This is a genomic window from Streptomyces coelicoflavus (genome assembly GCF_003112555.1).
GTDB lineage: Bacteria > Actinomycetota > Actinomycetes > Streptomycetales > Streptomycetaceae > Streptomyces > Streptomyces coelicoflavus.
In genome coordinates this window covers 119568-131765 of the sequence record NZ_BEWB01000009.1, presented here as the reverse complement: position 1 = coordinate 131765, position 12198 = coordinate 119568, and the positions used below count along the sequence as shown (strand labels likewise).

At 71.7% G+C, this 12198-nt stretch carries 16 protein-coding genes; 5 read left to right on the top strand and 11 right to left on the bottom strand.

Translation table 11 applies throughout. From position 1 onward, the window contains the following. Positions 1–19: 19 nt before the first annotated feature. A complete protein-coding gene (locus tag Sco07f_RS22475; RefSeq protein ID WP_007387316.1) occupies positions 20–583 on the bottom strand; it encodes an NAD(P)H-dependent oxidoreductase in 564 nt (187 codons plus the stop codon). A gap of 140 nt (positions 584–723) precedes the next feature. On the opposite strand from Sco07f_RS22475, the gene Sco07f_RS22470 reads away from it, so the two are divergent. Together Sco07f_RS22470 and Sco07f_RS22465 are read left to right on the top strand one after the other, a co-directional pair. After that, complete coding sequence (locus Sco07f_RS22470) at positions 724–1428, top strand: TetR/AcrR family transcriptional regulator (RefSeq protein ID WP_108989140.1); 705 nt, start codon at positions 724–726, stop codon at positions 1426–1428. A 73-nt stretch (positions 1429–1501) separates the two neighbouring features. Beyond that, positions 1502–2536 carry a LacI family DNA-binding transcriptional regulator gene (locus Sco07f_RS22465; RefSeq protein ID WP_087788537.1) on the top strand — a complete coding sequence of 345 codons (1035 nt, stop codon included), beginning with the start codon at positions 1502–1504 and terminating at the stop codon, positions 2534–2536. A gap of 31 nt (positions 2537–2567) precedes the next feature. On the opposite strand, the gene trxA is transcribed toward Sco07f_RS22465, so the two are convergent. Further along, positions 2568–2963 (bottom strand): thioredoxin, encoded by a 396-nt coding sequence (trxA, locus tag Sco07f_RS22460; RefSeq protein WP_007387317.1) that lies wholly within the window; start codon positions 2961–2963, stop codon positions 2568–2570. A 120-nt stretch (positions 2964–3083) separates the two neighbouring features. On the opposite strand from trxA, the gene Sco07f_RS22455 reads away from it, so the two are divergent. Beyond that, positions 3084–4517, top strand: coding sequence for a dihydrolipoyl dehydrogenase family protein (locus Sco07f_RS22455; protein WP_108988981.1), 1434 nt, complete (start codon positions 3084–3086; stop codon positions 4515–4517). Between the two features lie 45 nt (positions 4518–4562). Here Sco07f_RS22455 and Sco07f_RS22450 read toward each other — a convergent pair whose 3' ends face one another. Next, a complete protein-coding gene (locus Sco07f_RS22450) occupies positions 4563–5219 on the bottom strand; it encodes a peptide deformylase (protein WP_108988980.1) in 657 nt (218 codons plus the stop codon). A gap of 64 nt (positions 5220–5283) precedes the next feature. Continuing rightward, on the bottom strand, positions 5284–5631 hold the full coding sequence (locus Sco07f_RS22445) for a tetratricopeptide repeat protein (RefSeq protein WP_007387319.1): 348 nt from the start codon (positions 5629–5631) through the stop codon (positions 5284–5286). 138 nt (positions 5632–5769) lie between these two features. On the opposite strand from Sco07f_RS22445, the gene Sco07f_RS22440 reads away from it, so the two are divergent. Further along, entirely contained in the window at positions 5770–6735 is a 966-nt protein-coding gene (locus tag Sco07f_RS22440) for a pirin family protein (protein ID WP_108988979.1), read from the top strand. A 472-nt stretch (positions 6736–7207) separates the two neighbouring features. Here Sco07f_RS22440 and Sco07f_RS39780 read toward each other — a convergent pair whose 3' ends face one another. The 6 genes from Sco07f_RS39780 to Sco07f_RS22410 all read right to left on the bottom strand — a co-directional run bounded on the left by Sco07f_RS39780 (position 7208) and on the right by Sco07f_RS22410 (position 10404). Continuing rightward, a complete protein-coding gene (locus Sco07f_RS39780; RefSeq protein WP_159106975.1) occupies positions 7208–7618 on the bottom strand; it encodes a TlpA family protein disulfide reductase in 411 nt (136 codons plus the stop codon). 218 nt (positions 7619–7836) lie between these two features. Then, positions 7837–8139, bottom strand: a complete 303-nt coding sequence (locus Sco07f_RS22430) for a hypothetical protein (RefSeq protein WP_108988977.1) — start codon at positions 8137–8139, stop codon at positions 7837–7839. Continuing rightward, complete coding sequence (locus tag Sco07f_RS22425; protein WP_108988976.1) at positions 8136–8357, bottom strand: hypothetical protein; 222 nt, start codon at positions 8355–8357, stop codon at positions 8136–8138. The genes Sco07f_RS22430 and Sco07f_RS22425 overlap by 4 nt, the downstream gene beginning before the upstream one ends. Beyond that, the gene (locus Sco07f_RS22420; RefSeq protein ID WP_108988975.1) at positions 8350–8658 is read right to left on the bottom strand and encodes a glutaredoxin family protein; all 309 of its coding nucleotides are present in this window, start codon (positions 8656–8658) and stop codon (positions 8350–8352) included. Before Sco07f_RS22420 ends, Sco07f_RS22425 begins: the two co-directional genes overlap by 8 nt. Beyond that, positions 8655–9377 carry a peroxiredoxin family protein gene (locus Sco07f_RS22415; protein WP_108988974.1) on the bottom strand — a complete coding sequence of 241 codons (723 nt, stop codon included), beginning with the start codon at positions 9375–9377 and terminating at the stop codon, positions 8655–8657. The genes Sco07f_RS22420 and Sco07f_RS22415 overlap by 4 nt, the downstream gene beginning before the upstream one ends. Next, complete coding sequence (locus Sco07f_RS22410) at positions 9367–10404, bottom strand: cytochrome c biogenesis CcdA family protein (RefSeq protein ID WP_108988973.1); 1038 nt, start codon at positions 10402–10404, stop codon at positions 9367–9369. The genes Sco07f_RS22415 and Sco07f_RS22410 overlap by 11 nt, the downstream gene beginning before the upstream one ends. 181 nt (positions 10405–10585) lie before the next feature. On the opposite strand from Sco07f_RS22410, the gene Sco07f_RS22405 reads away from it, so the two are divergent. Then, the gene (locus Sco07f_RS22405) at positions 10586–11353 is read left to right on the top strand and encodes a cytochrome c biogenesis CcdA family protein (RefSeq protein ID WP_108989139.1); all 768 of its coding nucleotides are present in this window, start codon (positions 10586–10588) and stop codon (positions 11351–11353) included. Positions 11354–11527: 174 nt separating this feature from the next. Here Sco07f_RS22405 and Sco07f_RS22400 read toward each other — a convergent pair whose 3' ends face one another. Next, positions 11528–12157, bottom strand: a complete 630-nt coding sequence (locus Sco07f_RS22400; protein ID WP_108989138.1) for a class I SAM-dependent methyltransferase — start codon at positions 12155–12157, stop codon at positions 11528–11530. Positions 12158–12198 lie beyond the last annotated feature (41 nt).

Sequence of the window (12198 nt, the reverse complement as noted above, 5' to 3'; positions counted from 1 at the left end):
CGCGCGCGGTGTGCGCCGGTCAGGCGGCGAGGGCCTCGTCCGCGTGGCCGTGCAGCCGGGCGACGACCTCGGTCAGCTGCGCGGCGACCTCGGCGTCGTCCGACGGGTGGGTCTCGGCGAAGCGGGTCATGGAGCCGGGGATGGACAGCTTGATGTCCTCGATCACCTTGCCGCCGGCGATGCCCACGGCCTTGCGGGCCTCGTCCTGCGCCCACACGCCGCCGTACTGGCCGAAGGCGGTACCGACCACGGCGACCGGCTTGCCGGTGAAGGCGCCGGCGCCGAACGGGCGGGACAGCCAGTCGATGGCGTTCTTCAGGACGGCCGGGATGGTGCCGTTGTACTCGGGCGAGAAGAGCAGGAAGGCCTGGGCGCCCTGGGCGGCCTCGCGCAGCTTCGCGGCGGCGGCCGGGACGCTGCCCTCGACGTCGATGTCCTCGTTGTAGAAGGGGATCTCGGCAAGCCCCTCGAACAGCTGCACCTCGGCGCCCTCCGGCGCGAACTTGGCGGCCGCCTCGGCGAGCTGGCGGTTGTGCGAACCGGCGCGAAGGCTGCCGACGAGCGCAAGGATGCGGACAGACATGAGTACTCCCAGTAATGGAACAGAGGGTGACGGGCGGGGCCGCGACCTCGCGGTCACGATCCGGACCGGGGTCCGTTTAATTTCTAACATCCCAAACGGACCGCGGTCCAGTTTTCTTCCCGATGCTTTACGCTGGCTTCATGTCCGCCTCCCTGCCGCCCTTCCCGCAGCCTCAGGAGAACGCCGGCTCGCCCGAGTTGCTGCAACTCGGCACCGGGCCCGACGCGGACGAGCCCTGCCTGCGCGCCGACGCCGCGCGCAACCGCGCCCGGCTCCTGGAAGCCGCCGAGCGCCTGGTCGCCGAGCACGGCGCGGCCGCCCTCACCATGGAGGCGGTGGCCACCGCGGCCTGCGTGGGCAAGGGCACGGTCTTCCGCCGCTTCGGCGACCGCACCGGGCTGCTCGCGGCGATGCTCGACCACTCCGAGCGCAAGTTCCAGGCCGCGCTCCTGACCGGTCCGCCGCCCCTGGGCCCCGGCGCACCGCCCGTCGAGCGGCTGCGGGCCTTCGGCTGCGCGCTGCTGAGCCGCTCCGTCGACCAGCTCGACCTGCTCCTGGCCGGGGAACCCAGCGCCGAACGCCGCCACACCTTCGCCCCGCGCCGCTTCCTGCGCCAGCACGTGGCGCTGCTGCTGCGGGAGGCCGTGCCGGACGCCGACGGCGAACTCCTCTCGCACACACTGATGGCCTACCTCGACGCGGCCCTGATCCACCACCTCACTCGGCAGTGCGGGCTGCCCGCCGAACGGGTGCGGGCCGGCTGGATCGACCTCGTGGCACGGGTGACCCGTACCGAACCCCCGGACGCCGGCGCTGAGTTCCCCGGGACCGCCGAGACTGACTGAGCGTTCCGCCGCCGCGGCCGAAGTCGCCCCGCCCGCCGTCTCGCACCCGGCTTCTGCCAGGATTCCGTACGTCATGGTGCAGATACCGAAACAGCCCGCCCACGAGCCCTCCGCACCGCGCTCGGCCCCCACGAGCGCCGATGTGGCCCGCCTGGCCGGCGTCTCGCGCGCGACCGTCTCCTACGTCCTCAACAACGCCGACGCCGTACGGATCAGCGAACCCACCCGCCGCCGCGTCCGCGAGGCCGCCCGGGAACTGGGATACGTCCCGCACGCCGCGGCCCGCTCCCTGCGCGCCGGGCACAGCCGCATGGTCCTGATGCCGGCGCCGTCCTTCCCCGCCGGCCCGCTCTACAGCCGCTTCGTCGCCGAACTCCAGTGGGCCCTGGGCCGCCTCGAGTACACCGTCGTGCAGTACGGCACCGCCGGCGCGCACGGCGACGAGGCCGCCCGCGCCTGGGCCGAACTGCGCCCGGTCGCCGTCCTCGCACCCGCCTCCGACCTCGGACCGCGGGGTGTGGAGATCCTCAAGCGCTCCGGCGCCCGGGCGGTCCTCACCCTCGGCCCCGAGCCCGTCGACGGAGCGCACGCCCTGCTCACGGACCAGGAGGGCGTCGGCCGCGGCGCGACCCGCCACCTGTACGACCGCGGGCGCCGCACCATCGGCGTCGTCGTCCCCGCGGAACGCGGCCTGGACGTCTTCTCGGCACCGCGCCTCACGGGTGCCCGCCAGGCGGTCGCCGGCACCGACGCCACCGTCACCGAGCTGCCCCTCGCCTACGACGAAGGGGACGCCGCCCGCCTCGCGGCGCGCTGGCGTCCCCTGGGCCTCGACGCGGTGTTCGCGTACAACGACGAGTACGCGATGCTGCTGATGCGGGCCCTCCAGGACGAGGGCCTCGACGTCCCCGGCGACGCGGCCGTCATCGGCGCCGACGACCTCATGCTGGGCCGGCTGCTGCGGCCCCGGCTCAGCACCGTCCACCTGGAGCTGCCCGCGGGCCGTGACCTGGCCGCACTCGTCGACCGGGCCGTGCACGACCCCGGTGCCGCACCCGAGCGCCACAAGGTGCTGGGCGCCACGGTGCTGCACCGGGAGTCGAGCTGACCGGCGGACGGACCGACGGCCGAAGGGACCGCTACTGGCCTTCCTGGCCGTTCTGCCCGGCCTGGGCCTGCTGCTCGGCGACCGCCTTGCGGACCTCGTCCATGTCCAGGTTCCGGGCCTGGCCGATCACGTCGGTGAGGGCCGCCTCCGGCAGCGCGCCAGGCTGTGCGAACACGGCCACCTGGTCCCGCACGATCATCAGCGTCGGGATCGAACTGATGCCGAAGGCCTGCGCCAGCTCGGGCTGCGCCTCGGTGTCCACCTTGCCGAACACCAGGTCCGGGTTGGCCTCCGCCGCCTTCTCGTAGACCGGCCCGAACTGCTTGCACGGGCCGCACCACTCCGCCCAGAAGTCGATCAGCACGAACTCGTTGTCCGTGACCGTCTGGTCGAAGTTCTCCTTGGTGAGTTCCACGGTGCTGGTCATGAGGTAATCCCTCTTCCTGGTTGCGGGGGAGTAGCCGTCGGCACAACACTGCCGACCTGGTGGGTATTCCGCGCACGTACCCATGTGGCCACGTCGCACACCACCCACCAGACTGACCCCATGACGCAATCGGATTCCCTCACGTACGACGTCGTCGTGATCGGCGCGGGCCCCGTCGGGGAGAACGTCGCCGACCGCACCCGCGCGGCCGGGCTGTCCACCGCGATCGTGGAGAGCGAACTGGTCGGCGGCGAATGCTCCTACTGGGCGTGCATGCCCAGCAAGGCCCTGCTGCGCCCGGTCATCGCCCGCGCGGACGCCCGCCGGCTGCCCGGTCTCGCCGGGGCGGTCCAGGAACCCCTCGACGCCGCGGCCGTCCTCGCCCGCCGCGACGAGTTCGCCTCGCACTGGAAGGACGACGGCCAGGTCCAGTGGGTGGAGGGCATCGGCGCCGACCTGTACCGCGGCCAGGGGCGGCTCGCCGGACCGCGCACGGTCGAGGTGGCCGGCCCCGACGGCACCCGCCGGACCCTGACCGCCCGGCACGCGGTCGCCGTCTGCACCGGCAGCGCCGCCGCCCTGCCCCCGCTGCCCGGACTCGCCGAGGTACGGCCCTGGACCAGCCGCGAGGCCACCAGCGCCGAGAGCGCGCCCGGCCGGCTCCTCGTCGTCGGCGGCGGAGTCGTGGCCGTCGAGATGGCCACCGCCTGGCAGGCCCTCGGCTCCCGGGTGACGATGCTGGTGCGCGGCGAGGGCGGCCTGCTGGCCCGCATGGAGCCGTTCGCCGGGGAACTGGTCGCCGAGGCGCTCACCGAGGCCGGCGTGGACGTCCGCACCGGCGTCTCCGTCGAGTCCGTCACCCGCGAGAACGGCACCGTCGTCGCCGTCACCGACACCGGCGACCGCCTCGAGGCGGACGAGATCCTCTTCGCGACCGGCCGCTCTCCCCGCACCGGAGACATCGGCCTGGAAACCGTCGGCCTCGAACCGGGCTCCTGGCTTCCCGTCGACGACAGCCTCCGGGTGGAGGGCCACGACTGGCTCTACGCCGTCGGCGACGTCAACCACCGCGCCCTCCTCACCCACCAGGGCAAGTACCAGGCACGCATCGCGGGTGCCGCCATCGCCGCCCGCGCCTCCGGGGTGCCGATCCTGGAGTCCGACCCCTGGGGCGCGCACGCCGCGACCGCCGACCACGACGCCGTGCCCCAGGTGGTGTTCACCGACCCCGAGGTCGCGTCCGTCGGCCCGACCCTGGCCGAGGCCGAGCAGGCGGGACACCGCGTCCGCGCCGTCGACGTCCCCATCGCGGTGGCGGGCTCGAGCCTGTACGGCGACGGCTACAAGGGCCGTGCCCGCATGGTGGTCGACCTGGAGGACGAGATCGTGCGCGGCGTCACCTTCGTCGGCCCAGGCGTCGGCGAGATGATCCACTCGGCCACCGTCGCCGTCGCCGGCCGGGTGCCGGTCAGCCGCCTGTGGCACGCGGTCCCGTCGTACCCGACGATCAGCGAGGTGTGGCTGAGGCTCCTGGAGACGTACCGGGACAACTGACGGACGTGGGGAGAGCCGTCGGGTGAGCGCGAGCCCGGCGGCCGGTCAGACCGCCGGGCCGGGCAGCTCGAATCCCAGCGCCGACGCCGCCCGCTCGGGCGTCGGCTGGGACCACAGGTCCGCCATCGCCGCGTTGGAGGACAGCGAGCGCGACTCGGCCCGGTCGAGATACAGCGTTCCGCCCAGATGGTCCGTCTCGTGCTGCACGATCCGGGCCGGCCAGCCCGTGAACACCTCGTCCACCGTCCGCCCGTGCTCGTCCAGCGCCAGCAGCCGCACCTCGGCGTGGCGCGCCACCACCGCCTGCCACCCCGGCACGCTGAGGCAGCCCTCGAAGAACGCGGCACGTCCGGCGCCGACGGGTTCGTACGACGGATTGACCAGCACCCGGAACGGCTGCGGCACCCGTCCACGCGCCACCCGCACCTCGTCCGGCACCGGCGCCGGATCCTCGATCACCGCGATCCCGAGCCCCACGCCCACCTGCGGCGCGGCCAGCCCGACCCCCGGCGCCGCGTGCATCGTCAGGCGCAGCGCCTCGACGAACCGGGCGAGCAGCGCCGGCTCCAACTGCCCGTCGAACGGCTCGGCCGGCCGCCGCAGCACCGGATCCCCGGCCGCGACGATCGGCAACGGGCCGCCGACGGCGAGCAGTTCCTCGACCCGCTCGGCAAGCGGGGCACCTTCACGCGGAGTTCCCATCGCGCCAGGATGCCACGGAGCGACGCGTCGCCCGTCCCGGCTCAGCGGCGCCGCCCGTCCCGGCTCAGCGTCCGGCGAAGTCGCCCGCGAGGGCGGAGGCGATCCGCAGCTGGGCGTCCGCCTCCTCCTGCCGCCCCTGCCGTTCCAGGGTGCGGCCCAGCATCAGCCGGGCGTACTGCTCGACGGGGTCCCGCTCGACCAGCGTCCGCAGCTCGGCCTCCGCCCGCCGCAGCTGGGCCGAGTGGTAGTAGGAACGCGCCAGGAGCAGCCGCGGTCCGGTCTGCTCGGGCACTTCCGCGACCAGGCCGTCCAGCACTCGCGCCGCGGCGGCGTAGTCCTTGGCGTCGAAGAACATCCGCGCGCGCTCCCAGCGCTCCGCCGGCGTTCCGTGGTCGTAGTACGTCGTGTCCACTCGAAACCTCCTTCGGTCTCCTGCAACCACGCCGTATGGTTGAACATTCCACTACCGATGGAGCTGCCGTCGCCCGCCACGGTGACGCCACGGGGACCGCCCGACGCGGACGGCCGGTCTGGGGCTACGTTGGGCGGCATGAGCAACCTTGACCGGGACGCGGTTCCCAGCCTGTGCGGCGGCCGCGGCTTCGTGGTGACGGAGCCCGTGCGTGAACTCCTCAGCCCTCGCAACGTCAAGCTCGGCGAGTCGACCGAGGTCCGCCGACTGCTGCCCAACCTGGGCCGGCGCATGGTCGGTGCCTGGTGCTTCGTCGACCACTACGGCCCCGACGACATCGCCGACGAGCCCGGCATGCAGGTGCCGCCGCACCCGCACATGGGCCTTCAGACGGTGAGCTGGCTGCACGAGGGCGAGGTACTGCACCGCGACTCCACCGGCAGCCTCCAGACCATCCGCCCGCGCCAGCTGGGCCTGATGACCTCCGGACGCGCCATCAGCCACTCGGAGGAGAGCCCGCGTGCGCACGCCCGCCTGCTGCACGGCGCGCAGCTGTGGGTGGCCCTCCCGGACACCCACCGCCACACCGACCCGCACTTCGAGTTCCACGCCGAGCTGCCCCGCGTCACGGCCCCGGGCCTGACGGCCACCGTCCTCATGGGCACCCTCGACACGGCCACCTCGCCCGGCACGACGTACACCCCCCTCGTCGGCGCCGATCTGACCCTCACCGGCGGCACGGACGTACGCCTGCCGCTGGAACGGGACTTCGAATACGCCGTACTGGCCATGAGCGGCGAGGCCCACGTCGACGGCGTGCCCCTGGTGCCGGGCTCGATGCTCTACCTCGGCTGCGGCCGCGACGAACTCCCCCTGCGGGCCGACTCGGACGCGGGCCTGATGCTCCTGGGCGGCGAGCCGTTCGAGGAGGAACTGATCATGTTCTGGAACTGGATCGGACGGTCGCAGGAGGAGATCGTACAGGCCCGCCGGGACTGGATGGAAGGGACACGGTTCGGCGAAGTGAAGGGCTACGACGGCGCCCCGCTGCCTGCCCCCGAGCTGCCTGCGGTGCCGCTGAAGCCGCGCGGGAGGCTTCGCTGACCTGCGGGAATGGGTGCCGGGCCGGTTGTGCTCGATCGGCCGGCCGTCCTGCGTCGTCCTTCCCGGGCTCCTCGCGGGCGCTGTGCTGTTGGGTTTGCTGCTAGCCCGATGCGCTGTGCTGTACCCGTCGAGGGTGTGTCCGTCTGTGGTTGGCTGGGGCAGGACACTTGCTAACCCTTTGCTAACTCTACTGACGCGTCATCAGGTGTCGACGGAGTTCGTGGCGCACCTCTGCCGTGGTGGCGTTGTCATTGCAGGCTGGGTCACCACCGGATGGATTCCGGGCCGACGGGCGGCCGTGGCACGCTCTGGCGCACGGACTCGCTACTCAGCCTGTCCCCTTGTCGAGGTTCTACAAGAGGTGTGTCTGCCGTAGCGGTGAGGTTGGTGGACTGACCGTGATGCGGGCGTTGGATCTGGCCGTGGCACCCGATCGGCCGTGACCGGGGACGTGGGGCGGTCGTGTGGGTGCTCACGCCTGCTCCGCGGCGACGTCCTTGATGATGGGGTAGAAGCCCCGAGCGGTGAGCGGGCCGATGGACACGGCGGCCACGCGGCCCTTCTTGTCCAGCACATAGGTGGTGGGTACGGCACGCGCGGCCAGGCTCTTGAAGCCGATCAGAGTGCGGCTGTCGGGGTCGTAGAGACTGGGGTAGGTGATACCGAAGTTGCGCTCGAACGACTTCGCCGCGGTCTTGGTGTCCCGGATGTCGATCCCGAGGAACTGCACCCCCAACGGCACGGTCTGCTCGGACAGCCTCTTCAGCTCGGGTGCTTCCTTCCGGCACGGTCCGCACCAGGAACCCCAGATGTTGATCACTACGACGTGGCCGCGCATGTCGGCGATGTCGGCGGGCTTGCCATCCAGGGTGGTGCCCGCCACGGGCGGGGTTACGGACCGTTCGGACGGCTTGAGGTACCGCGAGGAGCTCCCCTTCGCAGCGCCCGGCGTCCTCGTACCGCTGCCGCCAGTGTCCTGCGCGCTGCCGCAGGCGGTGAGAGCGGCGGCCCCGGCGAGCGCGCCGGACAGGACCCGGCGGCGCGACGGTCCGGCCGGGCGGACATCTGCGGGAGGCCGTCGTGGGAATATGCCAGTGATTCTCAGCGCGGTTCCTCCTTGGTGAGCTGCACCGCGTCGTCCCCCGAGCGCAGGTCGAGTTCGTGGTGGAGCAGCTGGATCTCTTCGCGCAGCCCCGCGATCTTCGCGTCCGTGCTGTCATCGTCGGTGGAGGCATGCGCGGCCTGCCGGGCATCCGCAACGTTGCGACAGGATGCCTGTTCCGTCCCGGACCGCTGGAACATCATGTGACAGCCGCGGCCCTTGAGCATGGGCCGGACACAGAGGGCGTACGTCAGTACACCGGCTGCGGCGGTGAACAGCAACGGCAGAACATAGCCGGTCACCGGGCTTGCTCCCGGTCCTTCGGGCTGGGTTCCGGCGTGAGCCGCTTGCGCAGACCGTCGACCTCCGCACGGAGGACGGCCAGTTCCTGCTCGCGCGGGTCGGCCTTGGTGGCCGGGGCGGTGGCCTTCTTGTTGCCGGACCGCATCATGAACCACATCATCAGACCCATGCCGACCGGGCAGGCCAGCGCGGGCAGAACGTAGAGGATCTCACTCATGGAGAACTCCTGTCGGGGTCGGTACTGCGGTGGTCTCCGCGCGCGTGAGGGTGCGGCGGAGCTTGCGTTCGGACAGCCGCCCGTAGGAGAAGGGCTGGTCGTTCAGGAGGATGCCGGGGGCGAAGAGCACGCCGGCCTCAGTGCCGATGCGCATGCCCTCCTCGCTGCTCAGGTCGATCTCTGTGATGGCCAGGGGGTGGTCGGCGCCGACCTCGGTCAGGACCTGCTTGGCGTGCTCGCACAGCACGCAGTCGGCCTGAGTGAGTAGCGTGATCCGGTGCGGGGCGCTGGGGGGAGTCATGTCTGCCGCCCTGCCTTCAGGTCGGCGAGCAGCTTGTCGACCTTGACATACATCGTGTAATTGGGGGCGCCACCGTAGTCCGCCCGCCACTGGATCTTGCCGTCGGGGCCGACCAGGACGAAGCTGTGGCCGTCGCGGGAGTCGCCCATCATCCCGTACTGGTTGGCGTTGTACTCCTTGGAGACCTTCAGGTCGGGGTCGGACAGCACCGGGGTGGTGAGCTTCTCGTCGGTGACCTTGCGCTTGACCAGGTCGGCTGAGTCGGTGGTGACGGACAGGACCTGATCAATGCCGGCGGCCTTGACCTGGTCGGCGGCCTTCTCCAGGTCTCGGATCTGGTCCCAGCACGGCTGGCAGGTCAGACCCTCCTGGAAGTACAGCAGGACCGTTTTGCCCTTGTAATCGGCCAGGCTCTGCGTGCCCCCCGCGCTGGAGGACAGGGAGAAGCCTGGGGCGCTCTGTCCGATGCTGGGGCTGCCGACGTCGTAGCCGGTGTTCGGGGACTGCTCGGACTGGCGGAACACGAAGTACAGCATGGCGGTCACCGCGATCACGGCCGCGGTGACGAGCGCGGTGACGCGGCGCCGCCGGCTTCGTAGCTGACGCTTTTGTTCCTCCTCGCGCAACACCTGGGCCTTTACACGCCGGGCGGCCTTGTTCGCGGCCTTGGTGCCGGGCTTCGGTGCGGCCTTCGCGCCGGGCCGGGTGTCAGCGGCCATCCGTGGCGACCTCCTTGGTCGTGTTCGGGGACTGAGTTGCGGCCAGTGCCGCGGTTGCGTGCGCGGAGGAAGTGCCCCCGCCGATGTTGGAGCCGGTGCAGCACGCGGAGGCAACGGCTTCGGGCCCACCGGTGCCCTCCTCTGCGGCGGGTGTTCCGCCGTCTTCTGGGTCTGGGGCCACGGTTCGCAGGGCGTGTCGGATCACCAGCGCGAGCAGGGCCACCGCGAGCAGCGCCACTGCCCAGCCTGGTATCCAGGCGAGCGCGTCGGTGACCATCGAGGCGTAGTGGTCGAGATCGGCGGCGAACCGGGCCCGCCAGCCGGTGGTGCCCATGTCCGGGCCTCGGAAAGCGAGAACGACGGTCAGCGCGCCCATGGTCACCAGCAGCACCCCGGCCAGCAGGTCGCCCAGCGGCAGGCTGCGCTCGAAGGATCCGGCGCGCATCCGCACACGGCGGCTCTGCAGCACTCGGGCGGGGCCGCGGTGGCCACGCTCCCAGGCCAGGGCGATCACGACCAGCGGGGCGACCATACCCAGCACGTAGACGAGCCCCACTCCGAGCGCGGCCAGGAAGGAGCCGCTCGCCCCGGACAGCACCACCACCCCGGCGAGCACTGGCGCGCAGCACGCGCTGGCGATCCCGGAGAACGCACCCAGCCCGTATGCGGCGGCGAACCCACCGCCCTGGCGCGGCGTCCCGCCGGCCGGCATGGGCAGTTTCGGCTTCCACCCCACCAACACCGCCAGACCGCCGGCGAGCATCAGCACCCCGCCGATCAGATAGACCCACAGGTGGTACCGCTGCAGCGCCGAGGAGATAGCGGCGGCCCCGAGTCCGACCGGCACGATAATTGTCGCCACTCCCGCGCCGAACGCCAGCGTCGCCGCGACCACCCGGCCGCGGGAACGGAAGCCGGTGGCGAAGTAGGCGGGCAGCATCACCGAGACACAGCACGGGGCCAGTAGGGCCACCATGCCGCCGAGGAACGACGCCAGCAGCGTCGTCCCGAACAACAGCTCGCTCATCCACCAGCCCTTTCCGGCAGGCCGCAGGTCACACGACCCGCAATCACCTATGTGACTTAGGACCTAAGGTACATAGGAGTTAGAGTTCTTGTCGACCCGGCCCCCGAACTGGCCCCGCCGGTTCCACCCGATCGGTGCCGGGCCGGCCGGGCCGCCCCATACGCAGCGGAAGGTGCTGTTCGTGTCCGTCGACATCAGTCAAGTGGTGGGCTCCGGCTCCCTCCTGCTGGCCGCCCCCATCGCGCTGGCCGCAGGCGCCATCACCGTCGCCTCGCCCTGCTGTCTGCCCCTGGTCCCCGGCTATCTCTCCTACACCACCGGCATGACCGCCGCCGACGCCCAGGCAGGCCAGGGTGGGCGGGCCCGTTCGCGGGCGTTGCTCGGCACCGCACTGTTCGTCCTCGGCTTCGCGGCCGTGTTCACCGCCTACGGCGCTCTGTTCGGCTCCGTCAGTACCCTGCTGCTCGCCCACCAGGAGACCATCATCCGTGTGCTCGGCGTGCTCACCATCGTGCTGGGCCTGATGTTCATGGGCATCCTGGAGCGCATCCCGCTCCTGTCACGCTCCTTCAAGCCCCGCTTCACTCCGCGTGCCGGGCTGGTCGGCGCGCCGCTACTCGGCGTGATGTTCGGCATCGGCTGGACGCCCTGCATCGGCCCCACGCTCGCCGCCGTGCTCTCCCTCTCCCTGACCACCGGCTCCGCCGGACGCGGTGCCCTCCTAGCCTTCCTCTACGCGGTCGGCGTCGGCATCCCCTTCCTGCTTTTCACCCTCGCTCTGGGGAAATCGCTGCGGGCTTTCGCCTTCGCGCGCCGCCACACCCGCACCGTGCTCCGCGTCGGCGGAGTGCTGCTCGTGCTCGTCGGCATCACCCAGGTATCCGGCCTGTGGAGCCTGCTGATCTCCCAGATGCAGACCTGGATCAGCGGATACGCACTCCCGCTGTGAACCCGCCTGCTCGCGCAGCGGCGTGCTTCGGGCCCGTACGCGGAGACGGGCGCCGGAGCGGCGCGGAACAACGGCCGCCAGCGCTCCAGCCCGGCCCGCGCCGAGACCTGTTGAGCCCTGCGTGCCGGTTCCGGCGGACCGGCGCGCCCGGTTTCCACATGCCGCCGCGCCGGATCAGACCGGCTTGCGCGCGGCAATGCGCTCGACGATGCCGAGCTTGAACCGGTCCCGCTCCTCGATCTGCAGTCCCGCCGCCTCGACGTGCCGCAGCGGGCGGCGTCGGAAGTGCTCACCACCGAGCGGCACGGTGACCAGTTCCAGTAGCCGCTGGAGGGCGCGGGCCGACCAGGCGGAGGCGATGACGTGGTCCAGGAGCAGCAGACGGCCGCCGGGCCGCAGGACCCGGACCATCTCCGCGACCGCCCGCTTCTCGTCCGGGATGGCGCAGAGGGACAGGGTGGCCACGACGGTGTCGAACGAGGCGTCGTCGAACGGCATCTCCTGCGCGTCGCCCTCGCGCAGCGTCGCCGTACGGCCGAGCCCGTCTGCGCGACGGCGGGCGATGTCCAGCATGGCCGGACTCCACTCGAGTCCGGTGAGCTCGACATCGGCCGGGTAGAGGGGCAGGTTGAGACCGGTACCGACGGCGACCTCCAGGACCCGGCCGCCGGCCCGCGAGCAGATCCACCTCCGGCTCTCACCGAACAGCGTTCGGTCGAAGAAGCTCATCTGCCGGTCGTAGGAGCGGGCGTGCCGGTCCCAATAGCGGCGCAGCCGTTCGTCCGTGTCACTGGCAGCAGGCATGAGCACAGCCCTTTCGTCGTCTCGGGGGAGATGCGGGTGGA